We start from the raw sequence: 26,935 nt of genomic DNA, 5'->3' as shown, positions 1-26,935 counted from the left end.
ATGAATGCTGTTATTATTGGTGTTTTGCTGATGCTCGGCCTGACACTATTTAGAGTGAATGTGATTGTTGCGATGACAATTAGTGCAATGGTTGCCGGGCTGACTGCAGGCCTGGGACTGTCGGATACGTTAAACGCGTTTAATTCTGGGCTTTCTGGTGGCGCAGAGATTGCGCTCAGTTATGCCATGTTAGGTGCTTTTGCCGTTGCAATATCGAAATCCGGATTGACTCAAATCTTAGCTGATAAACTGCTGTCATTGGTCCATGGTAGTCAACAAAACTCCAGCCAGCTACTGAGCATGTTAATTATGCTCATTATTCTAGGTTGTTCGATTGCTTCTCAAAACTTGATCCCAGTGCACATTGCTTTTATTCCAATCCTAATCCCACCGCTTTTAGTGATCTTTAACCAACTTCATATCGACCGCCGCGCCATTGTCTGTATTTTAACTTTTGGCCTTGCGACTTCCTATATGGTCCTGCCTTATGGCTTTGGTGGCATCTATTTATACTCTATTTTGCACAAGAACCTGGTTGATAACGGCCTTGAGATTGTTAATACACAGGTCCCTTATGCGATGGTGATCCCTGCGCTTGGAATGCTTGCAGGCCTTATCATTGCGGTTTTTATCACTTATAGAAAAGACCGCGATTACACTCACGGTACCCCTCCCGGCCACGAAAAACCGGCAGATAAGCCAGAGCTTAGTGCTCAGGAAAAGCGTAAGGTGATTATGGCCGGTACACTGGCCGTCGTATGCTCTTTGCTTGCGCAAAACGTTAGCGGTTCAATGATCCTGGGTGGTCTGGTTGGGGTGATGATGTTCAGTCTGTTTGGTATTGTAAAATGGGATCAAAGCTCGGATGTGTTTAGCAAGGGCGTTGCTATGATGGCGATGATTGGCTTTATTATGATCTCTGCTCAGGGTTTTGCGTCTGTGATGAAAGAAACAGGTGATGTTGCCAGCCTGGTGAGCGCATGTGCCGATTTGGTCGGAGACAACAAACCACTGGCCGCAGCCATGATTTTGCTGGTCGGTCTGCTGATCACTATGGGAATAGGCAGCTCTTTCTCAACTGTGCCCATCATTGCTACTTTGTTCGTTCCCTTATCGATGGAAGTTGGGTTTTCAGCAATGGCTACAGTGGCGCTTGTTGGCACTGCCGGCGCGCTGGGTGATGCTGGGTCGCCTGCTTCTGATTCTACGCTAGGCCCAACCTCAGGATTAAATGCGGATGGCCAGCATGACCATATATGGGACTCCGTCGTACCGACTTTTATTCACTTTAATATCCCGCTGTTGATCTTTGGCTGGATAGCTGCCATGGTGCTATAGAATTGAAACGTCGGCCTGCAGGAGGCCGACTTTTGCTCACACATCAAATCTAGCTAAATTAAAACTTCACGTATGCTCTGTTGATATAACACTTATCGGTGGCACTATCATAGTTGACTGTTAAGCTCTTGCCTGATGCAGCTGCCATCAAGGCCAGAGAGTATATTTTATTTGCACCTTCCTGGGTCATACCATTTTGATCTACCTCAACATAGTGATACTTATTGGAAATATTAACCGCTTGAGAGCAATCTGGTGCATTGGTTTCAAAGGCAATAACAAAACCGCCTTTAGAAAGTGGGTACAAAGTATCAATTTTTGAGTTATGCCATTTAGCACTGGCACTAGCTGCAAAACTGGAAGCTGCAAGCACGCAGCTAAACGAAAGTAATATTTTTTTAATCATGAATTTATCCTAAATTCCTTTATTTTTAATAATTATCAAACTAACACTAAGCAAAACACAAAACCGCTTAATCTTATACCTTCCTGGTTATGCTCCTTTTCATACGAACCATGTAAAGAGTGCCTTCCTACAAATTGTATTCAGGCTATTCGTTAAAGATTTAGTGAGCTACACTGCAACAATTAACCTCTAACATGCATATCCAATAAGGCACAGCATTGTAACTGTTAATTATTTAATTTTGAATATTCCCACACAATCACTTCGAATTTTATAAGCGAGCACGATAAAGACACATGACGACTGACGGCATATCCTGTTTCATTATCATCGAATAATGCCCAATAAACTTGGCACCTACCCACTGCGCAATTTTAATACTCCCATTGTTAAATTCAAGGCAATGAAATTCAAGGCAATGAAATTCAACATAGCGGGTTTGATGCACCTTTTTAAGGTGCGGTAACATGACCTTGAGTATCTGGCTGATGACCGCCTTTCCGCGCCCCGCCTCACTTAGCCAGTAACCAATTTCGTACGTTTGAATGGCTTTAGCGGGTTTTACTGCGAATACTCCTATGAACTGGTTTTGCCGCATAATGGCAAAGTAGTTGGCATAAAGTGTTTGTGTGCGATCCAAAATGTAAGCCTTTGCTCCGCAACTGTCGGTGACCCCCGATACCCAGGGCAAATAGGTTTGCAAACTCTTGCGACGACTGTCTACTGCTTCTAAGAGCGCAGTAGCATGTTTTATGTCTAACGGAATTAGGTGTAAATGTGTTGAGATGTGGTATTCCATGACTTCCTTCCAGGTGATCCCTTTTCTGTTTTAGTCCTTTTAACAGAGTATCCATTGATCTGCCCTATTATTACGCAACATAAATTTCCCGGGAAACGCCAGCTTAATGAATATCCGAAAAAGAATTTAAGATATAAACCACACAGCTCAGTTTCGGTAAGTTCTACTTAACGACGTTTGGTTGCTAAGCTAAGGTTAAAACAAAAACTAGTATGATGTGTTCCATTCTAGTTAATGGAGTTCAAAGAACTCCTGTCGTATTACTGATTATTTTGAACTATTTGTAGTGATTAGCGAAACCCATTCAACATTTGATCACATACAACCGGTGTGGGTCTGTGATTATCATCGACGGCGACAAACGTAAAGCTGCCGGAAATAGCCAGGTGCTTGTCGTCTTTGTGCATGGTTTCAAGGAAAATATGCACTTCAACTTTCAAACTGGTGTTGCCAACATGGACTACATTAGCAACGAGTTCAGCGAATGTGCCTGCCGGGATCGCTTCTTTAAAGTCAACTCGGTCTGATGAAATGGTAACCAAAGGCTTGCGGCAAAAACGCGTCGCTGCAATAAACGCGACCTCATCCATCCAGGCCAAGGCATCGCCACCAAACAGGGTATTATGGTGATTAGTGCGCCCAGGAAATACCGTTTTAGTCACTGAGGTTTGCGAGTCTTTAATTCGTTGTGCAATTACTGCGTCTTTATCTGTTTGTGTCATTCTTTACTGCTTTTCGTTGCGAGTTTATCAATCATAAGAAGTTGTGGATCCAGGCGTTCATTAAACCAGTTAAAACGCCAGTCCAGGTGTGGGCCGGTTACCCTGCCAGTCGCACCAATATCAGCGATATGCTCCCCTAATTCCACCACCTGCCCTTCCTCTACATGTAGCTTGTTAAGGTGTATATAGGTAGAGGTAATACCGTATCCATGGTCCAGAATAAGTGTTCCGCCACTGTAATACAGGTCGGGGTTGGCAAATACCACTTTGCCTGATACCGGCGCTAATACGGGTGTGCCCGTTTTATTGGCTATATCCAGTCCAAAATGGGGTCTTCTGGGTTTTCCATTAAAATAACGCTGGCTGCCGTAAACACCAGATATTCTGCCCTTTGCCGGGCGGTACACCGGGTCATCAAAATACGGTAAAGTGCTCAATTTACTTCTGGCGGCACTAACTTGCGCACCTTCTTTACGGATCCGAGCCAGCACTTCCTTTGGTGGTGAGACATATTTTTTCTCAACTCCGGTAATACGGTCAATGTCATAGTCGCGAGACGTTATCAGCAGAGTTTTTGTATGAGTTTGCCCGTCTTTGTCGACCCAGCTCAAATTATGTTCAACGCCGGCGTCCCGGCCAAAACCAAAGACAAACTTGCCATCTGGTGCGATAGCCAAATCTTTATCGTTAAGCCTGGCAGATTGCACGCCTGTCAGCTTCGCAATCACCATACCGCCTTGGGTTAGTGATCCTTTAAGCTCAATGGCATTACTCGACCCCATACCAACGCATAAGCCAGCCAGTATGATAGCGGTTTTCTTTGCCTTACTTAGCCAATCAGGCATAAGCTATTGCTCCTTTTCCAACCCCTTCAAACGCCCTAACTTTCACTTTTCTGTCCGGATACTGCGCTTTAATCTCGCCAGCGAGGTATTCTGCAATACATTCAACCGTGCTGTCACAAGGGATCAAGTCACAACGTGCTTTGCTAATTGCCAGTTCAAAATAGCCCTGAGATGCCGTATAGGCAAAGGTATAATCATTATCGCGAGCAGAGATATACTGTAATGCGCTTTCGTCAACCAGATCTTCTTCGCTCCCCAGGTAGATATCCTGCCAGCGCTCAGCCCATTCTTTTTGTAAACGCGGCATACTGATATCATCAAGGTAAATACCGAGATCAGAGCGGTGTCCATGAATAATTCGTTGACAGTTGCCGTCATGCTTTTTCAAACCATGACTATAGTGGTAGTAAAAGCTGCGGCTGGGCTCTGGGCGTAATTCAATTTCAACGTCTTTTACATTGTCCGGCATTTTAGGCAAAATTTGCTGCTTTAGAAAAGCAACCACATTTGCTTCGTTGATCGCCTCGCCTTCAACAATACAAACGGCTTCATCTGGCGCACTCATCGCCAGGTGGTGACCATCGAACTCACCATCAAAACTCACTCTGCCATTTTGCTCAGCATAGTTGCAATCCAATTGGCTTGGTATGGCCAGTTTATGATCAATTGTGTCATCAATTATGGCTTTGACCTGCTTTTTTACTTTGGCAAAGTCCAGCACCATAGACTCTTCATTTAACCGGCCATGCAGTGTCATATCAACAATCCAGCTCTCGCCTACGGCGCCTCGTTTACTACACAAGTAAGAAAAATCAATTACCGTCAAGGCATCTACAAAAAGGATCATAAACTTCCGCTAACATTAAAAACGACTGATTCAATTATAAAGATTTTTCACGCAAAAATCGCCCTGAAAGGTCGAGAAACAAAGAAATTATCGTTTCGAAAGTCCCCTTTGAATGATTTTCATTCATTTATCCGGGCAAGGCGAGTTGTTGCGCTTTCTTATGACTGTCGTCCACTCAAAACCAACATTCAGTTTGGATAACAGTAAAAGAATGACGAAGCTATGTAACACAAATTGATAAATAAATACTTAAAGCGCTCAAAGAGCAGGCAAATATTAACTGTTCAGAGTTGTTTGGCGTACAAGTGTAAGCTAAAGTAGCGTCAATTGAAGACTAAGACTGATGATTATGGAACCAAAAAATAGCTATACAAAAGAAGAATTGATCCTGTGCGCTGAAGGCAAGATGTTTGGCGAGAACAACTGTCGTCTGCCAATTGATAACATGCTGATGATGGATCGTATCATCGAGATTAACGAAGACGGTGGTCAGTTTGGTAAAGGCCAGATTGTTGCTGAGTTGGATATTAACCCTGATCTGTGGTTCTTTGACTGCCACTTCCGTGGTGATCCGGTTATGCCTGGTTGCCTGGGCCTGGATGCCATGTGGCAAATCGTTGGCTTCTTCCTGGGCTGGTCAGGTGGTCCGGGGCTGGGTCGAGCGCTGGGTGTGGGTGAGGTTAAATTCACCGGTCAGATCCTGCCAACCGCAAAGAAAGTCACTTATCGCGTAGATATGAAGCGGGTTATCAAGCGTAAACTCTTTATGGGTCTGGCTGATGGCACGGTAGAAGTAGACGGTCGTGTTATTTACGAGGCAAAAGACTTAAAAGTAGGTCTGTTCCAGGACACCAGCGCATTCTAATTTGTACCAATTCATTTTCATTAAGTGTATTGATGAAAAAAACAAAGCCCCTGGACAGGGGCTTTTGACATTGCTTAGTCATTAGATATTTTATAGGAATTTAAGTTTTGTACATGTTGCGGTTATCTATGGCTTCTCGCCATCCCCCCAACCATTCTGATCTGTGCTCTACTTGCTGATATGGACATAAATCTTTGGACCGGCCCGCTAAACCTGCTTTGAATCCCTGGGCATGTGCTCTTTCTAAACGGTCTCTTTTCTGTCTCTTCATAGGTAAATTCCTCACCTTCATATTTTTCGAGTTGCTTTCGTCGTTACGACATCCACATTTAATAAATAGTTAATAAATTCGTAAATATCAATCCGTACGAAACACGACAATGTCCTCTGTACAATTTGATTCAGTGCTCCGCCGCAGGCTGACTGGCAGCCGATAGCTCGAATTTCACTTAACTACTAACATTTTTACTATTGCATATGGTTAAACAACGGTCGACTGCGAATGCACTTTTTTGCCAGACACACGTCGACTAATTCAGGATTGGCCAAACCTTCAAAAACAATAAATCATATATTGTTTTGACATGCAACATGCTGGCGATGAGCGAAGAAAGTTGAAAATGCTAAAGAGACAATTAAATACATAAAATAGAACAAAAAGGGATATTTCAATCCAGCTAACTGCCTATCATGAATTATTTACCCTATTACTGGCGTAAAAAAACATTCATTAATTTGTAATAAAAAAGGCCGCAGGAATGCGGCCTTAGATCAATGCGTTAAGTGCGTTACTGAATTTTTTCAAGACCGCCCATGTAAGGTCTAAGTACGGTTGGTACCACAATAGAGCCATCTGCTTGTTGATAGTTTTCCAATATTGCCACCAGGGTACGGCCAATTGCCAGACCAGAACCATTCAGTGTATGCAGCAACTCAGGCTTCTTCTCACCTGCACGACGGAAACGCGCCTGCATGCGACGAGCCTGGAAATCCTGCATGTTTGAGCAAGAAGAGATTTCACGATAAGTGTTTTGTGCCGGTAACCAGACCTCCAGGTCGTAAGTTTTCGCTGCACCAAAGCCCATATCACCGGTGCACAGTACCACTTTACGATAAGGTAGCTCCAGCGCCTGCAAAATACCTTCTGCGTGACCTGTCAGCTCTTCCAACGCGGCCATTGAATCTTCAGGCTTGACCAGTTGAACCAGTTCTACTTTGTCAAACTGATGCTGACGAATAAGACCACGGGTATCACGACCATAACTGCCGGCTTCACTTCTGAAACATGGCGTATACGCTGTCATACGAACAGGTAACTCTTTTTCGTCGAAGATTTCGTCACGTGCACAGTTGGTCAGTGGGACTTCTGCGGTTGGGATCAAGCTGTAACCATCCTGATCTTCACTCAGCGCCTCTGTATGAAACAGGTCTTCTGCGAATTTAGGCAGCTGGCCAGTACCATAAAGACTTGCTTTGTTAACCAGGTAAGGCACGCACATCTCAGTGTAACCATTTTTATCTGTGTGCGTATCCAGCATAAATTGTGACAATGCGCGATTCAGACGCGCAATACCACCACGCATAACAGTAAAACGTGACCCGCTGAGCTTAACGCCCGTTTCAAAGTCCAGGCCTTTACCCAGCGCTTCACCCAGATCAACATGATCTTTAACTTCAAAATCGAAAGTTTTAGGCTCGCCCCATTTGCTGATCTCAACGTTTTCATTTTCATCAGCACCAACCGGGACGTCTTCGGCCGGCAGGTTAGGTAACGTTGCTGCAATATCTTGCAACTGAGCCAATACATCATCTTGCTCTTTTTTTGCTGCGCTAAGCTGGTCGCCCAGATCGGCAACGGCGTCCAGTAATGGCTGAACGTCTTCCCCTTTAGCCTTGGCCTGGCCTATTGCTTTGGAGCGACTGTTGCGCTCGCTTTGCAGCTCCTGTGTTTTGGTTTGCAGTGTTTTTCGTTTTTCTTCCAGCGCATTAATAGCAGTCACATCAAGCTCAAAGCCGCGTTTTTTCAAACGCGCTGCTGCTTCCTCAATGTCCTGGCGTAAATACTTTGCATCTAACATAGTTTGTTCTTTTAACCTTTTTGCATGACTAAGCACAGGCCTATCCAGGCCATGAAAATACACATCACGACATTCAACACTATATTCAGTACCATTTTCACTATCTGACCTTGCTGAAGCAACAGCAAAGAGTCCATCGAAAAGGTAGAAAATGTCGTTAAAGCACCCAAGAAGCCAATCCCAACCAAACTTTTGGCCGGTGATACTTCTATGATCTGCTTATCAATTAATCCGTAGAGAATGCCCATCAACAGTGAACCCAGAATATTAACGGTCAACGTGCCAAAAGGGAATCCCTTACCCAAGAGTTTTAGGGCGATATCACTAATAAAAAAGCGCAGACAGGCACCAAATGCGCCACCAGTTGCAATCATCAGGTAAGTTTTAAGCAAGTCCATCAGTGCTCGTCTTCACCTTGATAGCGCTTTTGCGCACTTTGTTCATTCAATGAGCGCAGGTAACGCAGCTTTTCAGAAATTTGCTTTTCAAGGCCTCTGTCGCTGGGCTCATAGTAACGGCGCTGCTGAATATCCGCAGGAAAATAACACTCTCCGGCGGCAAACGCCCCTGGTTCATTGTGCGCATAGCGATATTCTTCACCAAAGCCCAGCTCTTTCATCAGTTTAGTGGGCGCATTGCGCAGATGTTCCGGCACCGGAAAGTCGGGATCACTGGCGGCATCCTGTTTAGCCTGATTAAACGCCATATAAACTGCGTTACTTTTGGCTGCACTGGCCAGATAAATCGTCGCCTGCGCTATAGCACGCTCTCCTTCACTGGGGCCCACTCTGTGATAGATGTCCCAGGCATTTAGTGCCACTTGCATGGCTCGTGGGTCTGCATTGCCAATGTCTTCTGTGGCGATCGCGAGCAAGCGCCTGGCTACGTAGAGCGGGTCGCCGCCACCGGCAAGGATCCGACAATACCAGTATAACGCAGCATCCGGATCACTGCCCCGTACTGATTTATGAAACGCCGAGATCAGGTCGTAAAAGATATCGCCGCCCTTGTCGTATTTCGCCAGATGCGACGGTAAAACCTGTTTTAGCACGGTTTCGTCAATCACAACTTGCCCATCCCCGTTGGCACCTAAGTCCGTGGCCTGCTCAAGCAGGTTTAGCGCTTTTCTGGCATCACCGTCTGCGGCACGTGACAATGCATCTATACCAGTCTCACTCAAGGTGATCTGCTGGCGGCTGAGCTCTTGATCCTGTGCCAGTGCCTGACACAGCACCTGAGCCAGTTCGGCAAGGCTAAGCGGTTTAAGAGTGTAGACCCGTGCACGGGACAGAATCGCATTATTTAAAGCAAAAGAAGGATTCTCTGTGGTTGCCCCAATGAAGATAAAGGTACCATCTTCAATATGGGGTAAAAATGCATCCTGCTGCGACTTATTAAAACGATGGACTTCATCGACGAACAAGATGGTTCGCATGCCACTTTGGCTGAGACGGTTCTTAGCATCAAGCACCTGCTCACGGATCTCTTTCACACCGGCAGTGACAGCAGATAGCTTACACAATTGAGCATTCGCATGGTGTGCAATGATTTCAGCAAGCGTCGTTTTGCCCACCCCCGGAGGACCCCACAGAATCAAGCTGTGACAACGCCCCTGAGTAATTGCACGGCGCAGCGGGCTGTCAGCACCCAAAATATGGCTTTGGCCTATATAGCCGCCAAGATCGGTTGGGCGCATTCTCGCAGCCAGAGGCCTAACATCGGGCGCAAAATCAAATCCCAGGTTAGTCACTTTGCGTCTGGTCGTCGACGACCACCCCTTCTGGGATCACAAACTTAAACTGCGCTGCATCGATTGGTACATTGACCTGCGCATTGCTGAACTTAAAACTGGAGATCTGGCCCGATGAATCTGTCACGTTTAACTGACCTATTTTCAGCCCACCGTCAGTAAACAAAACGTCCAATCGCTCCACCTGGGCCCCCGACTGAACAGGCTCTATCCGATAGCCACCGGCAATCTCAGCAACCTGGTACTTTTGCCATTGCTTTGGGTCTTGTGTGGTTAACAACACAAAGGGGGTGGTATCAATCAGCCCAAGCGTATTTAGGATCGTTGCTTGCTCCGCAAAACTATCGAAATAGACTGTGCGAAACCCATCCGAAACCAGCAGAGTCTCATCGGGTTCACTTTGCTGCCAGCGTATTCTAGCTGGATATTGCAAAGCGATTTCACCTTTACCTGATTGGATCAGATGACCCTCGTGGTCAATCACACTTTGTTCAAACTGAGCCCGAAAACTTTCCAGTCCCTTTAATTTATCTTTTAATGACTGAGCAGCAACACTCACGGGCTGATTGCCTGTTGCTTGCGCCGCATAGACAGCAGGCGTTGCCCCGATAACACACAGGGCCAGAATAAGTGGTTGTAACTTCATTAATTCGCTCCACCTTTGGGCACCAGGACTTCTCTGGCACCATTGTGTCCGGGCGCACTAACTACGCCGGACATTTCCATTTGTTCGACCAGACGAGCCGCGCGGTTATAACCAACGCGTAACTTGCGCTGAACACTTGAGACCGACACCTTGCCAGTTTCAATCACAAATGCCACCGCTTCATCGTAGAGCGGATCCGACTCCTCGTCTTCACCCTCACTTGTCTCGCCTGGCAGTAAAATATCTTCTGTGGCCTCTCCACACAAGATGTCTTCGATATAGTTGGGTTTACCCCGCGCTTTCCAGTCGCTCACCACGGCATGCACTTCATGGTCGTCTACAAACGCGCCATGCACACGAATTGGGACGCTGGTACCCGGTGGCAGATACAACATATCACCCATACCCAACAGGTTTTCGGCGCCTTGCTGATCCAAAATTGTGCGCGAGTCAATTTTACTCGATACCTGGAACGCCATCCGGGTTGGGATGTTGGCTTTGATCAAACCCGTGATCACATCAACTGAAGGACGCTGGGTTGCCAGCACCAGGTGAATACCGGCAGCACGCGCTTTTTGTGCGATCCGGGCAATCAGCTCTTCTACTTTTTTGCCGACAATCATCATCATGTCAGCAAATTCGTCAATCACCACGACAATACTTGGCAGCTTATCGAGCTCCTCGGGCTCGTCTGCCATACCATCCGTATCCTTAAACAGCGGATCCAGAATAGGATGGCCAGCTTCTTTGGCATCGAGGATTTTCTGGTTATAACCCTTCAGATTTCGTACCCCCAGGGCCGACATCAATTTATAGCGGCGTTCCATTTCACCTACGCACCAGCGCAGTGCATTAGCCGCTTCTTTCATGTCGGTCACTACCTCACATAACAAGTGCGGAATACCTTCATAGACCGACAACTCAAGCATTTTCGGGTCAATCATGATCATCCGCACATCTTCTGGCGGCGACTTGTATAGCAAGCTTAATATCATCACATTAACGCCCACTGACTTACCTGAACCGGTTGTTCCTGCCACCAGCAGGTGTGGCATTTTGGCCAAGTCGGCCACCACAGGCTGACCCGCGATGTCTTTACCCAGTACCATAGTCAATGGTGATGGATTCTGCTCAAACTTAGGGGCATTGATCACTTCTGATAACCGTACTATTTCACGGTTCTTGTTGGGCAGTTCAAGGCCCACGTATGTTTTACCCGGGATCACTTCAACCACGCGCACACTGACCGCAGACAACGAACGTGCCAGGTCTTTTGCAAGGCCGGTGATTTTAGCAACTTTAATGCCCGGTGCCAGATCCAATTCAAAACGGGTAACAACTGGGCCTGGGTAAACTCCCATCACTTTTGCCTGAATATTGAAATCCAACAGCTTAGCTTCAACAAGCCGAGACACCGCCTCTAGCTCTTCTTCCGAAATTGGGTTTTTCGCTTTATCGGGCCTGTCGAGCAAATCAAGGGACGGCAATGGTTCTTTCGGTGGCTCGGCTTCGAGCAACGCCTCGAACTGCTCTTTTGCAGTCGGTGGCGGCTGATAGCCCGATGCCGACTTTTCATTGGGTTTTAAAGGCCTTGCTGGTGACACCACTGTGGTCTCTGCAGGTGCCGGCGTATCATCAAGCGCATTAAGTGCCGCGACCGTATCAAACGCCTCATCATCAACCGCTGAGAAATTAATTTCCTGTTCTAAAATATCGTCCAGCTCATCAAAAACACTGGGCGCGACGGCAATATCGTCGCTATCAGGCATCGTTTTTTCAGTCTCTTGAGCGTGATTTACCACAAGTTCGCGCTGAGCGCCTGATTTAGTACCAAACAACCTGTCTTTAAGCTTTTTAGGTTTGCTCTTTTCAAGTTCTGCTGACTCATCTTGTGGCTCCCCGGCTGGCTTCGTGCTCGGTACAGTATTTTCTATTGCAGGCATGCTCGCGGGTTCTTCAGCTTGTTGTTCTTCGGCTTCACCCAGTGTCGCTGCGGCGTTCGAGGTAGTCTCTGCTATCGCTTGTGGTACATCAACTTCCACTGAAGGGATATCCGGCTGACTTTCAGTGCGCTGCTTGAGCTTGGCAAAACACCACTTACAAAACGCCACCACCTTTTCGCCGATATAGTCAACAAACTCAACCCAGGAAACGCCGGTTAGCAGCGTCAAGCCAGCAAAGAAAAAGCACAATAATAGGATAGTGGTGCCGGTAAAGTTAAACGCAGGCATCATGGCACTGGCGACCACATCCCCCACTACCCCACCGGAAGAAAAATTGTAAATATCATCAAAGTTAATACTACTGATGGCGCTGGCAGAGGTGATAAACAAGGTACCACCAATGAGTCTCAGCCCCAGGGTGGTATAATCCAGCTGCAATAATTTGTGTGGTTTTTTGAACAATAAGTAGCCGAACAGCTGGATAAAAGCAGGTACCAGAAAGGCCAGCCAACCAAAACTGAGTAATAGAATATCCGCAACCCAGGCACCGGCAGCACCAGTGATGTTATTAACCTTGATAAACTCGCCTGTTTGCGTCCAGGCGGGATCGGCCGGATCAAAGCTGATGAGTGCGCACAGCGTAAAAATTGCTGCCGCCGTACTGATGATCAGGCCAGTCTCCAGCAGGCGCTGAATACCATTTAAGCGCATTATGTAATACCTAAATACTGTTTCGTTAATTCTAACATGACTTTTTGCACACCTTAGCAAGAAATTCCTTAGGGTGCACAAGGTTTTATCACTTCACCTTGCTCTCCTTTGACTTCTTCCATAACAACATAGGTACGGCTTTCACTAATGCTGGGCAATTTTAACAGTATCTCACCCAACACCCCTCGATACTCTGACATATCCGTTACCCGGGTTTTCAACAGGTAATCAAAGTTGCCGGATACCAGGTGACATTCAATAATCTCGTCATGTTGCTTTACCGCCTGATTAAACCGGTCAAATACGTCAGGCGAGTTTTTGTTAACCGTGACTTCTACAAACACCAGCAGCCCCTGGCCCAGCTTTGCCGGATCTACGACTGCCTTGTAACCTTTTATATAGCCTTCACGTTCGAGCTTTTTGACCCGCTCCAGGCATGGTGTAGCACTGAGCCCAATCCTTCTGGCCAATTCTACATTAGAAATTCGTCCGTCTTTTTGCAGTTCAACTAAAATCTTTCTATCGGTTCTATCTAACTGAGTATGCATGATCAGTTTATTACCCTGAATAATTACTTAATACAGTGTTATTAACTGCCAATTATACCAAAAAAGGTAGGACATACTAGCAAACCATATTTATAATGGTCGAAAATTTTTACCCCGTTCTTAATTGAGGCGAATTGTTATGATTATTGGTGTACCTAAAGAGATAAAAAACCACGAGTACCGTGTTGGTATGGTTCCAGCAAGTGTTCGTGAACTGATTAATCACGGCCACCAGGTAATAGTAGAAACAAATGCCGGTATCGGTATTGGTTTCACAGATGAAGACTACATTCAGGTCGGTGCTGAGATCCGTGATACGGCAGCACAGGTTTTTGAAGAAGCGGACATGATCGTAAAAGTGAAGGAGCCACAGGCTGTTGAGCGCGCGATGTTACGTGAAGACCAAATCCTGTTCACATACCTTCACCTGGCCCCTGATCTGCCTCAGACAGAAGACCTGGTTAAGAGCGGCGCAATCTGTATTGCATACGAAACTGTGACTGACGCACGTGGCGGCCTACCTCTGCTTGCGCCTATGTCAGAAGTAGCTGGCCGTATGTCTATTCAGGCTGGTGCTCAGGCGCTTGAAAAGTCTCGCGAAGGTCGTGGCATGCTGCTTGGCGGCGTACCAGGCGTTGAGCCTGCTAAAGTGGTTGTTATCGGTGGTGGTATGGTTGGCCGTAACGCTGCACAAATGGCGGTTGGTCTGGGCGCTGACGTTACTATCCTTGACCGTAACATCGACGTACTGCGCAGCCTGAACGCTCAGTTCGGCAGCCAGGCAAAAGTGATCTACTCAACGGCTGATGCGCTTGAGAAACACGTTCTGGAAGCTGACCTGGTTATCGGTGGCGTACTTATCCCGGGTGCTGCTGCACCTAAGCTGGTGACTGCGGATCACATCAAAGCAATGAAGCCAGGCGCTGCCATTGTTGACGTTGCTATCGACCAGGGTGGTTGTATTGCCACTTCTAAAGCAACTACACACGCAGAGCCTACTTACATTGTTGACGACGTAGTTCACTACTGTGTTGCTAACATGCCAGGTGCCGTACCACGTACTTCTACGTTCGCACTGAACAATGCAACTCTGCCTTATATCATCAAGCTTGCCAACCTGGGTTATAAAGAAGCCCTGCTTGCTGATCAGCACTTCCTGAATGGTCTGAATGTCATCAAAGGTCAGATCACGTGTAAAGAAGTGGCTGAAGGGTTCAACATGGAATACGTAGACGCACGCTCGGCGCTTGCTAACGTATAACAGACACGCTCAGTGTTTCAAAAGCCTCGCTGATGCGGGGCTTTTTGCCTTTCGCCTCGCCACACAGAGTTGCCTGCATCACAGATTATTGACTATCTTTGTATAATAGTCAGTCGTAAAGGTAGTGCTGCATGGCCATTTCCCTCACTCAACAAGAAAAACTCATTTTAAAAACGGTCAGTATCCCTCCTCGCCCCCAGGCATTGCTGCAATTTTCTGAAGAAGCCAAGCAACCCGAGCCCAATATCACAAGAATTTCTGAAGTATTGCAAAGCGATGTGGCGATCAGTGCTGCCATTTTACAGGTGGTAAATTCAGCCGCTTTCAGACGCTCACGCGAAATCGACTCTATTGAACAGGCAGTGATGATCCTGGGCCTGAAGCGCCTCATACCCCTGGTTAAAGCGGTTGCTTTAAAATCTTCTGTTGATTTGCCACCAGCACTCAGTGATTTCTGGGAAACCCAGTCAGAGATAGGACAGCATGCGTCCGTCATCTGCAATCGGCTTAACCGCCCGGCACTGGCCAATCATGCCTACATGCTTGGTTTGTTTCATGGCGTCGGTATTCCGATCTTATGTCAGCACTTTGATGACTATCAGAGTGTATTGGACAAAGCGCAATCCGATGGATGGACCGAAGCCAGTCAGTTTGAATTTGCACAATATCATACCAGTCACGGAACCATCGGCGCTTTACTGGCGCAGCAATGGCGTCTGCCAAAGATAGTGATTAACGTGATTTACTATCAACACGATGTCGACGGCATTCTTACTTCGGGAGAGCTGGATAGTCTTGGCAACGATCTGCTGTCTATTCTGAAGATCGCTCGCCATAAAACCTATTTGTCTACCAACCCTATAAGCGAACAAAACCCCGAGTGGCAGGTAATCAAAGATGATGTGATGGATTATCTGGCAATGTCTGATGAAGAACTGGATGAACTCTGGGGTGAATAAACCTGCTCCGGGCTGGCCGGAGCAGGTCTATCGATAAAGTGATATTCGGTTATTCTGAGAAAGTCACTTCCGTATCCTGATTCACAGACACCGATTGTGTGGAGTACAGTGTAAATGTAGCGTCTACAGACTCAGGATCATCCAGGTGCCCCAGGCAGGAATAAGCAATCTGATAGTCTCCTGCGGGTACAAAGCCTATCTCAAACTGACCTTGCTGATTGAGTACGGCCGTTGCCATAGGTCCACTGCCATCTTCCTGAACATCCATAAGCTCACCCTGAGTTTGGCTATACAGATATACCACCTGTTTGAAACCACCCACAGCCGGGGCCAGACCAGAGTTATCGGCAATACAGGCTGTTTGCAGATCGGCCGTTACGGTACCGGAAATATCAAATACCAGCGCCTGATTTTCCAGCCGGACTGCGGTCGGCTTTAAATATACCGTGCTGCTGTTACCTGTTTTAACCAGGGCTTTACCCAAATCAAATTCAAGCACATAGTCATTTTCCCCCTGGTTAACCAGCACAGAATTGATCTGGATTTCACCTTCACCATCGTTGCCTTTGCGCTTTACAGCCAATGCAGCCCGACTTTCATCCTCATATACAACATGAGAGCGCATCTCGCTTACTTCGCCTTCAACACCATTGACCACAGTGACACGCATCCATTCATAGTCACCGGGGTCGATCTCAGTATCTGCTATCAGCTCAAAAGTGCTGCTGCCCTGATAGGCCAGTAAGTTCACTTTTTGTGGATTACCAGACTCATCCAGCGTTTCAAAGCGGGTTGTCGTACCTGTGGTGCCTTGCAAAATGACTTCTTTGAATACCAGGTTAACTTCGGACACGTTGTTAACGGCTGCATCCGACACCCCTAAAGAAAATGTCGTTTTTTCTTCTGACTGTACATTCGTCTTAGTGCCAGAGCCGCTATTGCTATCACTGCCACCACAGGCAACCATAAATGCCGAAGCCAATGCCAGTCCATATACTTTGTGTAACATACCCAAACCTCTTTATTGCCATATTCACAATTAAATGTAGCCATATTGTTATGAACAAAACTTTAATGGCTCGCCCCTGTTTTAAGGCCAAAGCCCTTATTTAGATTTAAATACCTAAATAATTGAAAGTTTCCGTCAATGATTTACCTTTATAGAGGGAAGCAGTTAGGAGATATGCCTGTGAAGTTCAAATTTAAGGTAATAGCCGTTTCAGCCTCAGTGCTCTTTCTGGCCCTGTTACTACTATCGCTCAAACAGTATTTTTTACTGAAAGATAACCTACAACAACAAGTCAATGATAGTGTGGGAGAAATCATTCAGGGGATCAGTAATACGGTGACCTCGCAAATGCAAGGTGCCATTGATTTGGCGGTCCTTACCACCGGCCTTGTGGAACAAAGCGATACATTGCAAGATGCCCTGCCACTGATTTCTCAGCCAAAGCTGAAAGAAACATTTTTACTGATAGGCTATGGTGAAGATGCTACCGGCAACTATGTGGCCAGCGATCCCGGTTGGGATCCGGGCCCTACGTGGGACCCACGGGTGCGTCCGTGGTTTGCCGGCGCCAAACAAGCTAATCAGCTGATTGTGACCGCACCTTATGCCGATTCAGTCACCAAAGAAATTGTGGTGTCTGTGGGCACACCCGTTAAAAAAGCCGGCCGTTTCCATGGCGCTATCTTTTTTGATGTCAGCCTGGCCAAGCTCGGAAATATGATTAACTCATTCGCACTATTCGATTCCGGCTTTGCTTTTATGGTCAGTAAGGACGGCACCATTATCTCCCACCCTGATACAGAGCTAAATGGCCAGCAGGCTAGTGAGTTTTTAGGCCGTACTCGGGTATCACAAACGGTACAGGAAGTGGAGATGAACAACCGCACCTATCTGGTCACCTTTAAAGATGTAGAGGGGCTGGACTGGTATGTCGGTGTGGCACTGGAAAAAGATAAAGTGTTTAGTGCGGTAGATATCATGGCTCAGGACGCGACGTTGTTTTCGATTATCGCCGTAATAGCAGCGATAGTTGTACTTTCTTTGGTTATCAACTTGCTACTCAAACCTCTTGAAGACATTAACGTAGCCATGGCCAACATCGCTCAAGGCCATGCTGACCTGACGGTCCGACTCCAGGCCTCTAACGAACCGGAGTTTGCCTCATTGGCAGAAAACTTCAATCGCTTTACTTCCCGTCTGCAAAACCTCATTGCGGATATACAACAACTTGGTCATGAAGTGTTAGAGGACGCTCGTCAGACATCAACTGGTGCAAATCAGGCAACGATGGCCATCGAGGAACAACTTAACGCCCTCAATACCCTGACAACTGCTACGGGCAACATGTCGAGTACTGAGCAACAAGTTGCCAATACCGCGCAACAAGCGGCGGATGCCATACAAAACACTGACAACCTCGCCAGTAATGGTGAAGCCATAGTAGCGGAGTCAACCGATGCCATTGCTGAGCTGTCTGCACAAATCAAGCGAGCAGTCGATGTAGTTGCCGAGCTGGAAGTGTCGTCGTCCGGCATTGAGCAAATCCTGTCTGTCATCAATGGGATTGCTGAACAAACCAATCTGCTGGCACTCAACGCTGCCATTGAGGCCGCCCGTGCTGGCGAGTCTGGTCGCGGGTTTGCCGTTGTGGCTGATGAGGTCAGAACTCTGGCACAGCGTACTCAGGAAGCAACAACTGAAATCAAAGCCATGATAGATCAACTGCAAAGTGGTGCGCAAAGTGCCGTTGGGGTCATGAATCAAAGCCAGAGTATTGTGGAGAAGTCGGTTAGCAAAGCCAATGATACCCGAGAAGCCCTTGAGTCGATCCGCCAGTCTATAGCAAGCATTGTTGATTTAAACGTCAGTATTGCAGATATGATCAGCGAACAAAAACATGTGGTAGAAGAAGTGAATAATAATGCCTCGCAAATTCGCAACCTGTCAGACACCGTATTTGATGAAGCCAAGGCCGTTGATCACACCATGCAGTCTCAGGTAGAGAAAATTGCCAAGCAGGAAAATATGTTAGAACAGTTCAGAGTCTGATTTTGCCACAGCATAATACTAGCGAGTGCGGTTAAAACTCGCTAGTATATGGATATAAAGACAGTATCAGTAGCATTTCGGCATATGCATAGCGACCTTAAAGAGACATTCGAGCAATATTTCCAGATTGCCGAATCAAACCAAATCAATTTGTACCCGGTAGATGCCAACATGGTACCAAAGAGCCAGGCACAGCTGGAGGCAGCCATTCCGCCGCTGTTCAGACTGGCAAATGAAATCAATGAGCTGGACTTAAATGCGCTGCGGCCACTGCGCAACCTGGGGGATGTGGCCAGCGACCTGGCCGCCTACCTGCAAGCTCAGTCGCGTAAAATCGACCTGATCATGAGTCATATTCTGGCCACAGAGCAACCTGAAGACGAGCTGCTAAGATGCGACAGTTACGGCGGCGGCGGCATTACCGCAACGCTTGAGCAGGACTATGAGATAGGTCAGGATTTCAGGACTAAAGTTTTTTTGCAGCACGAAGCCAGTGCCATCTTTTGTTATGCTCAGGTCATAGACAAAGAAACCGTGGACTCGGGCTTTCGCTATACCCTGGCTTTTACTCAGATCCGCGATAACGATCAGGAACTGCTGGTCCGAGCCAGTTTACACGCCCAAACCCGGCAGCTAAAAAAGCGTCAGTCGCCTGACGAAAACGAACAAAATAGCTGACAGCCAAGCTGTCAGTGCTAAACTAGTCGTCTACTAATTTTGATTGATAACACCATGAGTTTTACACTTTTAACTGAGTGGGCGCCGCAAGATGCGGTGATGCTCACCTGGCCACATCGAGATACCGACTGGGCAGATATTTTACCCCAGGTTGAACCCGTTTATATCGCTTTATGTCAGCACATCTCTCAGGTTGAGAAAGTGGTTATTGTGGCGCACAACAGCGAGCTCAGAGCACACATAACCAAAGTGCTGATTGCAGCGGACGTCGACATAACGCAAATTGTGTTCGTGGATGCGCCCTGCAATGACACCTGGGCCCGCGATCATGGCCCACTCACCACGCGTGACGCATCGGGTAAGCTGTCTGTGAAAGACTTCACCTTTAATGGCTGGGGCAATAAGTTTGCCGCCGAGCTGGATAATCAGATAAACGCGCAGCTTCAGGCTCAAGTCGTCAACCCTGCAAACCACTATGAGCGCATAGAGCTGGTACTCGAAGGCGGCGGTATTGAAATTGACGAAGCAGGTACCCTGCTAACCACCTCTGAGTGTTTGCTCAATCCAAACCGTAATCCGCACCTGAGCAAAACCGAACTAGAGCATGAGTTAAGTAACATACTGGGAGCAAAACAGTTTCTGTGGGTCGACCATGGTTTTTTGGCAGGTGATGATACCGACAGCCATATTGATACGCTTGTGCGCTTTGCACCCAACGATACTTTGGTGTATGTCAGCTGTGATGACCCGCAGGATGAGCATTATGCGGCCCTGAGCGCCATGGAAACACAACTTAAGTCGTTCCGCACACCCCAAGGTCAGCCATACAACCTGGTTGCCCTGCCCTGGCCCAAAGCGGTCTTTAACGATGAAGGTGACCGTTTACCTGCCACCTATGCGAATTATCTGATCATCAATGACACCGTTTTGATGCCGTTATATGGCGATGACAACGACGCCCAAGCGCTAACTCAATTGCAAAGCGCTCACCCGGAACGTACCGTGATTGGCATTGACTGCCTGCCTATTATTCATCAGTTTGGCAGCCTGCACTGTATTACGATGCAGCTACCCGCCGGATTTTTAAAACAGGACTAAATTTTAATGAGCAACAACACGTTAAAAGTCGCACTGGTTCAGCACAGCAATAGTGCAGATCTACAAAACAACCTGGGCAAGTCCATTGCGGGGATCCGCGATGCGGCGGCCCAGGGCGCTAAACTTGTGGTATTGCAGGAGCTTCATCGCAGCCTGTATTTTTGCCAGACCGAGGACACCGACCTTTTTGACCTGGCAGAAACCATACCAGGCCCAAGTACAGACCTATTTTGCCAGCTTGCCAAAGAGCTGAACCTGGTGATCGTTGCCTCGCTTTTCGAAAAACGCGCAACCGGCTTGTATCACAACACGGCGGTCGTCTTCGAAGCCGACGGCAGCATTGCCGGTAAATATCGTAAAATGCACATTCCCGACGACCCGGGCTTTTATGAAAAGTTCTACTTTACACCGGGCGACATGGGCTTTACCCCAATTCAAACCTCAGTCGGTAAACTGGGTGTACTGGTATGCTGGGATCAATGGTTCCCCGAAGGCGCACGCTTAATGGCGATGGCCGGTGCTGACATGTTGATCTACCCGACCGCCATTGGCTGGGATCCGCGCGATGATAAGGACGAGCAAATTCGTCAGCGCGATGCCTGGATGATCGCACAGCGCGCTCATGCCGTATCTAATGGCCTGCCAGTGTTAAGTGTCAACCGCGTTGGCCACGAAACCGATCCAAGCGCCCAAAGCGAGGGGATCCAGTTCTGGGGTAACTCTTTTGTTGCCGGGCCTCAGGGTGAACTACTGGCACACGCCAGCGAGTCTGAAGAGCAGCTTCTGGTGGTTGAATTAGACCAGAGCCGCAGCGAGTCGGTACGACGCATCTGGCCGTACCTGAGAGATCGTCGCATTGACCACTATCAGGATCTTTGCAAAATCTATCGGGACTAAATCATCCCATCAAACGGCCTCGACACTCAGTCAGGCCGTTCTGTTTTATCATCGCAAAAGCGCATTGAATAAAACACAGTGTAATAAAAACAACGTGCAGTAACAGGAGTATATGAATGGCAACAGCGCAGTGGAGCAAACTTCCCTGGGTCAAATCACAAAAGGATAAAATCCATTGGGGCCAGCTGGTCGGTAGCAGCATGTCCATTGCCATCAGTGAGGGCGTCAGACAACATGATGCACTGGTTGTGGTCGTCACCCCCGACACGCCAAGCGCGCTGCGCCTGGAGACTGAGCTGGGTTACTTGCTGGGCGAAGACAAAGTCCATGTTTTTCCCGACTGGGAAACCTTACCTTATGATCACTTTTCGCCGCACCAGGACATTATCTCGCAGCGTCTTGCCAGTCTGAACTCTTTGCGCCAGCAACATCAAGGCGTATTACTGCTGCCTGTGTCGACTTTGATGTTACGCACCGCACCGCCGGAGTTTATTTACGGCAATGCCTTACAGTTTAAAGTCGGTGACTCGCTGGATGCACAGAAGCTCAAAGAAACACTGGCACAGGCCGGTTATCGCAATGTGCAACAGGTGATGGAGCACGGCGAATTTGCCGTGCGCGGTTCTATCATAGACTTGTTCCCGATGGGCAGCACCACGCCATTCAGGCTCGACTTTTTCGATGATGAACTCGACAGTATTCGCCTGTTTGATATTGAAACCCAGCGCTCCAGCGAGCAGATCAAGTCAATCGACCTGTTACCGGCCCATGAATTCCCCACCAATGACGAAGACATAGAGCGTTTTCGGATTGCGTATCGCGAGACCTTTGGCGCGAGCAGCGAACAGGATTCCATTTATATGCAGGTTACCCGGGGCAACTGGCCGGCGGGTATCGAATATTATTTGCCGTTGTTTTATGAGCAGGTCGCCACGATTTTTGACTATCTGCCTGAGCAAGCGGTGTTTATGCATCTGGGCGACATTGAACAAGCCGCCTCGGAGTTCTGGCTCGATGTTAACAAACGCTATGAAAGCCGTCGGGTTGACCCACTGCGACCTCTGCTGGAGCCGGTGCGCCTGTATCAAAATGTCGAAACCCTGTTTGAAGGCTTTACACGTTACCCCAGAATTCGCCTGAGCGAAGCAAGCTTAGGCACCAAAGCCGGTCATACTAACCTCAGCGCCAGTTTGGTAATCGATGTTCGCGTTGACCATAAACAGGCCGCCCCTTACAAGCCCCTGCTGGATTACATTGCCACCCAGAAGAAGAACAAAGGCCGGGTGCTGTTCAGCGTGGAATCGGATGGTCGTCGCGAATCCCTGATGACCCTGCTCAAACCAAGCGGCCTTAAGCTCAAAGAATTCGACAGCTTTAACGACTTTGTCGCTGCACGCAACGATGTGGGCCTGATCGTCAGCCCGCTGGAGCGTTCGGTACTGCTTGATGGTGACAAGCCACTGAGCATACTGACGGAACAAGAGCTGCTGGGCATTAAGGTGTCGCAGCGCCGCCGTCGTAAACATAAATACGATCAAGGGCAGGATGCACTTATTCGCAACCTGGCCGAGCTTAAAGAAGGTCAGCCGATTGTACACCTGGACCATGGTGTCGGCCGTTACCTTGGTCTGCAAACCATCGACGCCGCCGGTGTTGCTACTGAGTTTGTCACCATCATCTATGCCAACGACGCCAAGTTATATGTACCGGTATCAGCGCTGCATATGCTAAGCCGCTATTCTGGTGGTGAAGAAGCCTCGGCGCCGCTGCATAAGCTAGGCTCTGATGTATGGGAAAAAGCCAAGCGCCGCGCGGCCGAAAAGGTCCGTGACGTTGCCGCCGAGCTTTTGGACATTTACGCAAAGCGCCAGAGTAAGCCTGGACACTTATTCAAACTCGACGGCCAGGCTTATCGCGAATTCAGCGATACCTTCCCGTTTGAAGAAACCGACGACCAGCGTAATGCCATTGACGCCGTGCTGGGTGATATGCAAACCCCGCTGGCAATGGACCGGCTGGTATGTGGTGACGTTGGCTTTGGTAAAACCGAAGTGGCAATGCGCGCCGCATTTGTGGCCATTAATGACAACAAACAAGTGGCCGTGCTGGTCCCCACCACCTTGCTGGCGCAGCAACACTACGAAAACTTCCGCGACCGTTTTGCCTCTTTGCCTATTGAGGTGGGCGTATTGTCTCGCTTTAACAGCAGCAAAGAGCAAAAAGACACCCTGGACAAGCTCGAAAACGGCCAGCTCGATATTGTGATTGGTACGCACAAGCTGCTGCAACAGAGCATCAAGTATAAAGACTTAGGCCTGCTGATTGTCGACGAAGAGCACCGCTTTGGGGTAAGACAAAAAGAGAAAATCAAACAGCTGCGCGCGGATGTAGACATACTCACCCTTACCGCCACGCCGATTCCCAGAACGCTGAACATGGCCATGAGTGGCATGCGCGACCTGTCTATCATTGCCACGCCACCAGCAAAACGTCTGGCGGTTAAAACCTTTGTGCAGGAGCGTAACGATGACGTTATTCGCGAAGCCATTCTGCGGGAGATAAAACGTGGTGGTCAGGTGTACTTCCTGCACAACAATGTCGAGACCATAGATAAAACCGCAGCCGACATTGCCGCACTGGTGCCCGAAGCCAGCATTGCCATCGCTCACGGCCAGATGCGTGAAAAAGAGCTTGAGCAGCTGATGAGCGACTTTTATCATCAAAAGCACAATGTGCTGGTGTGTACCACCATCATAGAAACCGGGATTGATATCCCGTCTGCCAACACCATCATCATGGACCGCGCAGACAAGCTGGGCCTGGCGCAGATGCACCAGTTACGTGGTCGGGTTGGCCGTAGCCATCACCAGGCCTATGCCTACCTGCTCACTCGTAACAGCCAGACGCTCACCAAAGATGCGGTAAAACGCCTGCAGGCCATCGAATCACTGGAAGATCTCGGTGCCGGCTTTGCCCTGGCCACCCACGACTTAGAGATCCGGGGCGCCGGTGAGTTGCTCGGTGATGAACAAAGCGGTCAGATCCAGACGGTGGGCTTTACCCTGTATATGGAAATGCTGGAACAGGCCGTTCAGGCACTTAAAGAGGGCAAAGAGCCGACCCTTGAGAACCTGTTGCAACAGCAAAGCGATGTGGACCTGAAGATCCCCGCCCTGCTCCCTGATGACTATATCCATGACGTTAATATGCGCCTGAGCATGTACAAGCGCATTGCCAGCGCCAATGATGAAGAGGCACTGGACGAGCTAAAGGTTGAGCTGATCGACCGCTTTGGCCTGCTCCCGGATGCCGCGAAAAACCTCTTTAGTATCCAACTTTTGAAATCAAAAGCGGCTAAACTAGGGATCACCAAAGTAGAAGCCAACCAAAAAGGCGGCTACTTTGAATTCAGTGCCAGTACCACGGTTAACCCGACATTCATCATTGCTCTGATACAAAGCAACCCGGCTGTGTACCGCATGGAAGGTGCCAGTAAGTTACGCTTTAATATTGAAGAGAAAAATGGTCAGGAGCGCTTAAAACTGGTAAATGCAATGATAGACGACTTTCAGAAAAAGGCGGTGGCATGATAAGGACGGCCCTTTCACTGACAATACTGAGCACAGCCTTGCTGGCCTCTGCACCCGCCAGCGCAAAACGCTGGTATGAAGTTGAGCTGATCGCCTTCGCTCAGCAGGATAACGAGCAACTGCAAGAGGATTTTACCATTGAAAATCCAGAGCTGGATTTAAACCGGACACTGGATTTACTGACGAAAGGCTACAACAGCGCTGGCCAGCAGGCTTGCCTGAATGGCGACAGTCGTTTTGATCCTCGCCCGGTCACCCGCCGTTTTGTTCAGCAGGATGCGTCCTGGCATTGCGGTGATGGCGCAGACTATATGGACAAGTACCAGCAGCTACCGTTGACACCTTACGCTGAGCCACAAGAGCACAAGCAAAGCATCTACTTGCTTAGCGCAGATCAACTTAAGTTTGACAACGTACTCAATCAGCTAAAAAGAAAAGGACTTGAACCAATTCTGCACACCGGCTGGCGCTTTCCCGACCAAAGTAAAAAGCGTGCGCCTAACATACTGATCTACGGTGGACAGAAGTTCGAGCAGCCCGCCAGCTATGTCGTCCGCTTAGATACACCCGATGATGGCTTTATCAGCTTGCTGGGTGAGCCCAGGCAGCACGCAGTAAGAGAGCAAGATCCGGCACTATGGCAGCTACAGGGCTGGATGAAAATCCATATACGGCATTACTTATACGTCACCAGTAACTTTGACTATCATTACAAAAGTGATGAAGGCGACTTAGAAAGCGCCAGAATGTCTCAGTTTACCCGGGTATACAGCGGCGATATCCATTATTTAGATCATCCCAAAATGGGGATCATCTTCCAAATCAGAAAATACAGACACTGACGGAAACTACTATGAAAAAAATTTTAACCCTGACTTTGTTCCTCGGCCTGGCCGCCTGCTCTAAAGTAAGCATGGAAAACTACGATAAAATCGAAGTAGGCATGGACAAGACTGAACTAGAACAGATCCTAGGCTCTGCAGATCAGTGCGAAGAGAAAACCCTGCACACTAACTGCACCTGGGGCAACGACAGCAAACACATTAAAGTGACGCTGGTATCGGATAAGGTTACCTTGTACAGCAAAAAAGGGCTGGAATAAGACTTGCCGGCAAACAGGTTTCTTTACCTGTTTGCCTCTTCTGCTAACAGTTATCTTGTATCTAATTTCGCTTTCCGTGCAATCATTTTATCAATCCCAGCCTTCCTGTTTACCCATATTACAGATACGATCCTTGGTTTGTGGTGTTTACTATTCACTGAACGTTGACAACAGGTACACACCATGATTAGATATATCTCGATTAATTTTGCATACAATATACATTAAAGGGGGGCCATGAATCATTTAAATCTTAAAACAAAGAAACTCAAAAATTTGACCAACAATGAAATGCTCGCTAAGCAAGCAACACAGTTTATCGCAGGCGGCAGCTCTGCTACTAATGTGTGTATAAACTCTGTACAGCAGTGCAGAACAGGTGGTACCGACGGTATGCCTGGTTAATAGCTACGAGCAAGAGCGCACTCGTGTGCTCTTTCTAATCCTACACATGTAAAATCACGCCAAACATAGGCAGCATTCCGGGCTTGAGATCTTCGTTAGAATCCGTTGTACTCTTATGCTCCCCAAACCAATGTAACTTATATCCTTCTGGTAACTTTATCTGCTCGAATTTTTCTAGCACAGATTGTCTCAATGCAGCTGGTGCCATGCCTTCTATAGGAGAAGCCTGAGCGGTTTTCCTATAACTATGAATACGAAGGTGCCACTGCTAATGCCTATCAGCTAGGGGCGCCAGCACTCCCAGTGATGAACGAGTTTTCAAAACAAGGGCATACAGGTAGCGCTCATATGCCCTCATTAGGGAAGCAACTAAATCGCTACACTTGCGA

Annotated in this window: 25 protein-coding genes; 12 read left to right on the top strand and 13 right to left on the bottom strand. The window is 47.9% G+C overall.

Annotated features, from left to right (window positions below):
- On the top strand, positions 1-1,338 hold the full coding sequence (locus tag MHN33_RS07900) for a Na+/H+ antiporter family protein (RefSeq protein ID WP_239397440.1): 1,338 nt from the start codon (positions 1-3) through the stop codon (positions 1,336-1,338).
- Positions 1,339-1,396: 58 nt separating this feature from the next.
- On the opposite strand, the gene MHN33_RS07895 is transcribed toward MHN33_RS07900, so the two are convergent.
- The 5 genes from MHN33_RS07895 to MHN33_RS07875 all read right to left on the bottom strand — a co-directional run bounded on the left by MHN33_RS07895 (position 1,397) and on the right by MHN33_RS07875 (position 4,957).
- Positions 1,397-1,744 (bottom strand): hypothetical protein, encoded by a 348-nt coding sequence (locus MHN33_RS07895; RefSeq protein ID WP_239397439.1) that lies wholly within the window; start codon positions 1,742-1,744, stop codon positions 1,397-1,399.
- 271 nt (positions 1,745-2,015) lie between these two features.
- Positions 2,016-2,543, bottom strand: coding sequence for a GNAT family N-acetyltransferase (locus MHN33_RS07890; protein WP_239397438.1), 528 nt, complete (start codon positions 2,541-2,543; stop codon positions 2,016-2,018).
- A gap of 290 nt (positions 2,544-2,833) precedes the next feature.
- Positions 2,834-3,265, bottom strand: coding sequence for an acyl-CoA thioesterase (locus MHN33_RS07885; protein ID WP_239397437.1), 432 nt, complete (start codon positions 3,263-3,265; stop codon positions 2,834-2,836).
- A complete protein-coding gene (locus tag MHN33_RS07880) occupies positions 3,262-4,047 on the bottom strand; it encodes a M23 family metallopeptidase (RefSeq protein WP_239397661.1) in 786 nt (261 codons plus the stop codon). The genes MHN33_RS07885 and MHN33_RS07880 overlap by 4 nt, the downstream gene beginning before the upstream one ends.
- 55 nt (positions 4,048-4,102) lie before the next feature.
- Positions 4,103-4,957: a 6-carboxytetrahydropterin synthase gene (locus tag MHN33_RS07875; RefSeq protein ID WP_239397436.1), complete on the bottom strand. Its 855-nt coding sequence runs from the start codon at positions 4,955-4,957 to the stop codon at positions 4,103-4,105.
- Positions 4,958-5,306: 349 nt separating this feature from the next.
- On the opposite strand from MHN33_RS07875, the gene fabA reads away from it, so the two are divergent.
- Complete coding sequence (fabA, locus tag MHN33_RS07870) at positions 5,307-5,822, top strand: bifunctional 3-hydroxydecanoyl-ACP dehydratase/trans-2-decenoyl-ACP isomerase (RefSeq protein WP_049864164.1); 516 nt, start codon at positions 5,307-5,309, stop codon at positions 5,820-5,822.
- Positions 5,823-5,922: 100 nt separating this feature from the next.
- Here the strand turns inward: fabA and rmf are convergent, their stop codons facing one another.
- The 7 genes from rmf to lrp all read right to left on the bottom strand — a co-directional run bounded on the left by rmf (position 5,923) and on the right by lrp (position 13,498).
- Positions 5,923-6,093 (bottom strand): ribosome modulation factor, encoded by a 171-nt coding sequence (gene rmf, locus MHN33_RS07865; protein ID WP_010384607.1) that lies wholly within the window; start codon positions 6,091-6,093, stop codon positions 5,923-5,925.
- Positions 6,094-6,610: 517 nt separating this feature from the next.
- Positions 6,611-7,900 carry a serine--tRNA ligase gene (serS, locus tag MHN33_RS07860; protein ID WP_239397435.1) on the bottom strand — a complete coding sequence of 430 codons (1,290 nt, stop codon included), beginning with the start codon at positions 7,898-7,900 and terminating at the stop codon, positions 6,611-6,613.
- Between the two features lie 11 nt (positions 7,901-7,911).
- Entirely contained in the window at positions 7,912-8,292 is a 381-nt protein-coding gene (gene crcB, locus MHN33_RS07855) for a fluoride efflux transporter CrcB (protein ID WP_239397660.1), read from the bottom strand.
- 5 nt (positions 8,293-8,297) lie between these two features.
- Positions 8,298-9,650, bottom strand: coding sequence for a replication-associated recombination protein A (locus MHN33_RS07850; protein ID WP_239397434.1), 1,353 nt, complete (start codon positions 9,648-9,650; stop codon positions 8,298-8,300).
- Complete coding sequence (gene lolA / locus MHN33_RS07845; protein ID WP_239397433.1) at positions 9,643-10,296, bottom strand: outer membrane lipoprotein chaperone LolA; 654 nt, start codon at positions 10,294-10,296, stop codon at positions 9,643-9,645. Before lolA ends, MHN33_RS07850 begins: the two co-directional genes overlap by 8 nt.
- On the bottom strand, positions 10,296-12,950 hold the full coding sequence (locus MHN33_RS07840; protein WP_239397432.1) for a DNA translocase FtsK: 2,655 nt from the start codon (positions 12,948-12,950) through the stop codon (positions 10,296-10,298). Before MHN33_RS07840 ends, lolA begins: the two co-directional genes overlap by 1 nt.
- 68 nt (positions 12,951-13,018) lie before the next feature.
- The gene (gene lrp, locus MHN33_RS07835; protein ID WP_239397431.1) at positions 13,019-13,498 is read right to left on the bottom strand and encodes a leucine-responsive transcriptional regulator Lrp; all 480 of its coding nucleotides are present in this window, start codon (positions 13,496-13,498) and stop codon (positions 13,019-13,021) included.
- 139 nt (positions 13,499-13,637) lie between these two features.
- On the opposite strand from lrp, the gene ald reads away from it, so the two are divergent.
- Both ald and MHN33_RS07825 read left to right on the top strand, forming a co-directional pair.
- On the top strand, positions 13,638-14,759 hold the full coding sequence (gene ald / locus MHN33_RS07830; protein ID WP_054015067.1) for an alanine dehydrogenase: 1,122 nt from the start codon (positions 13,638-13,640) through the stop codon (positions 14,757-14,759).
- Between the two features lie 131 nt (positions 14,760-14,890).
- Positions 14,891-15,718: an HDOD domain-containing protein gene (locus MHN33_RS07825; RefSeq protein ID WP_239397430.1), complete on the top strand. Its 828-nt coding sequence runs from the start codon at positions 14,891-14,893 to the stop codon at positions 15,716-15,718.
- A 49-nt stretch (positions 15,719-15,767) separates the two neighbouring features.
- Here the strand turns inward: MHN33_RS07825 and MHN33_RS07820 are convergent, their stop codons facing one another.
- Positions 15,768-16,727, bottom strand: a complete 960-nt coding sequence (locus tag MHN33_RS07820; protein ID WP_239397429.1) for a DUF4382 domain-containing protein — start codon at positions 16,725-16,727, stop codon at positions 15,768-15,770.
- Positions 16,728-16,901: 174 nt separating this feature from the next.
- Between MHN33_RS07820 and MHN33_RS07815 the strand changes: the two genes are divergently transcribed.
- The 8 genes from MHN33_RS07815 (at position 16,902) to MHN33_RS07780 (ending at position 26,546) form a co-directional block, all read left to right on the top strand.
- Positions 16,902-18,776 carry a methyl-accepting chemotaxis protein gene (locus MHN33_RS07815; RefSeq protein ID WP_239397428.1) on the top strand — a complete coding sequence of 625 codons (1,875 nt, stop codon included), beginning with the start codon at positions 16,902-16,904 and terminating at the stop codon, positions 18,774-18,776.
- Positions 18,777-18,860: 84 nt separating this feature from the next.
- A complete protein-coding gene (locus tag MHN33_RS07810; protein ID WP_209051841.1) occupies positions 18,861-19,454 on the top strand; it encodes a PilZ domain-containing protein in 594 nt (197 codons plus the stop codon).
- 54 nt (positions 19,455-19,508) lie between these two features.
- The gene (locus MHN33_RS07805; RefSeq protein WP_239397427.1) at positions 19,509-20,552 is read left to right on the top strand and encodes an agmatine deiminase family protein; all 1,044 of its coding nucleotides are present in this window, start codon (positions 19,509-19,511) and stop codon (positions 20,550-20,552) included.
- 6 nt (positions 20,553-20,558) lie between these two features.
- Positions 20,559-21,449, top strand: a complete 891-nt coding sequence (locus tag MHN33_RS07800) for a carbon-nitrogen hydrolase (RefSeq protein ID WP_239397426.1) — start codon at positions 20,559-20,561, stop codon at positions 21,447-21,449.
- Positions 21,450-21,565: 116 nt separating this feature from the next.
- Positions 21,566-25,039 carry a transcription-repair coupling factor gene (mfd, locus tag MHN33_RS07795; RefSeq protein ID WP_239397425.1) on the top strand — a complete coding sequence of 1,158 codons (3,474 nt, stop codon included), beginning with the start codon at positions 21,566-21,568 and terminating at the stop codon, positions 25,037-25,039.
- Positions 25,036-25,881 (top strand): CsiV family protein, encoded by an 846-nt coding sequence (locus tag MHN33_RS07790; protein WP_239397424.1) that lies wholly within the window; start codon positions 25,036-25,038, stop codon positions 25,879-25,881. The genes mfd and MHN33_RS07790 overlap by 4 nt, the downstream gene beginning before the upstream one ends.
- A gap of 11 nt (positions 25,882-25,892) precedes the next feature.
- On the top strand, positions 25,893-26,141 hold the full coding sequence (locus MHN33_RS07785; protein WP_239397423.1) for a DUF3862 domain-containing protein: 249 nt from the start codon (positions 25,893-25,895) through the stop codon (positions 26,139-26,141).
- A 237-nt stretch (positions 26,142-26,378) separates the two neighbouring features.
- Positions 26,379-26,546 (top strand): hypothetical protein, encoded by a 168-nt coding sequence (locus MHN33_RS07780; protein ID WP_156158623.1) that lies wholly within the window; start codon positions 26,379-26,381, stop codon positions 26,544-26,546.
- Positions 26,547-26,935: the final 389 nt, after the last annotated feature.

The organism is Pseudoalteromonas sp. OOF1S-7 (genome assembly GCF_022347765.1).
Lineage (GTDB): Bacteria > Pseudomonadota > Gammaproteobacteria > Enterobacterales > Alteromonadaceae > Pseudoalteromonas.
Note: the sequence above shows the minus strand (reverse complement) of the source record. Positions and strands in the feature narration are given on the sequence as shown.

Excerpts from the sequence above, each read along its gene's own strand:
- rmf (WP_010384607.1), bottom strand. The coding sequence starts at position 6,093 with ATGAAGAGACAGAAAAGAGACCGTTTAGAAAGAGCACATGCCCAGGGA.
- MHN33_RS07805 (WP_239397427.1), top strand. The coding sequence starts at position 19,509 with ATGAGTTTTACACTTTTAACTGAGTGGGCGCCGCAAGATGCGGTGATG.
- fabA (WP_049864164.1), top strand. The coding sequence starts at position 5,307 with ATGGAACCAAAAAATAGCTATACAAAAGAAGAATTGATCCTGTGCGCT.
- MHN33_RS07885 (WP_239397437.1), bottom strand. The coding sequence starts at position 3,265 with ATGACACAAACAGATAAAGACGCAGTAATTGCACAACGAATTAAAGAC.
- mfd (WP_239397425.1), top strand. The coding sequence starts at position 21,566 with ATGGCAACAGCGCAGTGGAGCAAACTTCCCTGGGTCAAATCACAAAAG.
- ald (WP_054015067.1), top strand. The coding sequence starts at position 13,638 with ATGATTATTGGTGTACCTAAAGAGATAAAAAACCACGAGTACCGTGTT.
- MHN33_RS07825 (WP_239397430.1), top strand. The coding sequence starts at position 14,891 with ATGGCCATTTCCCTCACTCAACAAGAAAAACTCATTTTAAAAACGGTC.
- MHN33_RS07840 (WP_239397432.1), bottom strand. The coding sequence starts at position 12,950 with ATGCGCTTAAATGGTATTCAGCGCCTGCTGGAGACTGGCCTGATCATC.
- MHN33_RS07900 (WP_239397440.1), top strand. The coding sequence starts at position 1 with ATGAATGCTGTTATTATTGGTGTTTTGCTGATGCTCGGCCTGACACTA.
- MHN33_RS07875 (WP_239397436.1), bottom strand. The coding sequence starts at position 4,957 with ATGATCCTTTTTGTAGATGCCTTGACGGTAATTGATTTTTCTTACTTG.
- MHN33_RS07790 (WP_239397424.1), top strand. The coding sequence starts at position 25,036 with ATGATAAGGACGGCCCTTTCACTGACAATACTGAGCACAGCCTTGCTG.
- MHN33_RS07780 (WP_156158623.1), top strand. The coding sequence starts at position 26,379 with ATGAATCATTTAAATCTTAAAACAAAGAAACTCAAAAATTTGACCAAC.
- lolA (WP_239397433.1), bottom strand. The coding sequence starts at position 10,296 with ATGAAGTTACAACCACTTATTCTGGCCCTGTGTGTTATCGGGGCAACG.
- MHN33_RS07800 (WP_239397426.1), top strand. The coding sequence starts at position 20,559 with ATGAGCAACAACACGTTAAAAGTCGCACTGGTTCAGCACAGCAATAGT.
- MHN33_RS07890 (WP_239397438.1), bottom strand. The coding sequence starts at position 2,543 with ATGGAATACCACATCTCAACACATTTACACCTAATTCCGTTAGACATA.
- MHN33_RS07785 (WP_239397423.1), top strand. The coding sequence starts at position 25,893 with ATGAAAAAAATTTTAACCCTGACTTTGTTCCTCGGCCTGGCCGCCTGC.
- lrp (WP_239397431.1), bottom strand. The coding sequence starts at position 13,498 with ATGCATACTCAGTTAGATAGAACCGATAGAAAGATTTTAGTTGAACTG.
- MHN33_RS07880 (WP_239397661.1), bottom strand. The coding sequence starts at position 4,047 with ATGGGGTCGAGTAATGCCATTGAGCTTAAAGGATCACTAACCCAAGGC.
- MHN33_RS07820 (WP_239397429.1), bottom strand. The coding sequence starts at position 16,727 with ATGTTACACAAAGTATATGGACTGGCATTGGCTTCGGCATTTATGGTT.
- serS (WP_239397435.1), bottom strand. The coding sequence starts at position 7,900 with ATGTTAGATGCAAAGTATTTACGCCAGGACATTGAGGAAGCAGCAGCG.
- MHN33_RS07895 (WP_239397439.1), bottom strand. The coding sequence starts at position 1,744 with ATGATTAAAAAAATATTACTTTCGTTTAGCTGCGTGCTTGCAGCTTCC.
- MHN33_RS07810 (WP_209051841.1), top strand. The coding sequence starts at position 18,861 with ATGCATAGCGACCTTAAAGAGACATTCGAGCAATATTTCCAGATTGCC.
- MHN33_RS07815 (WP_239397428.1), top strand. The coding sequence starts at position 16,902 with ATGCCTGTGAAGTTCAAATTTAAGGTAATAGCCGTTTCAGCCTCAGTG.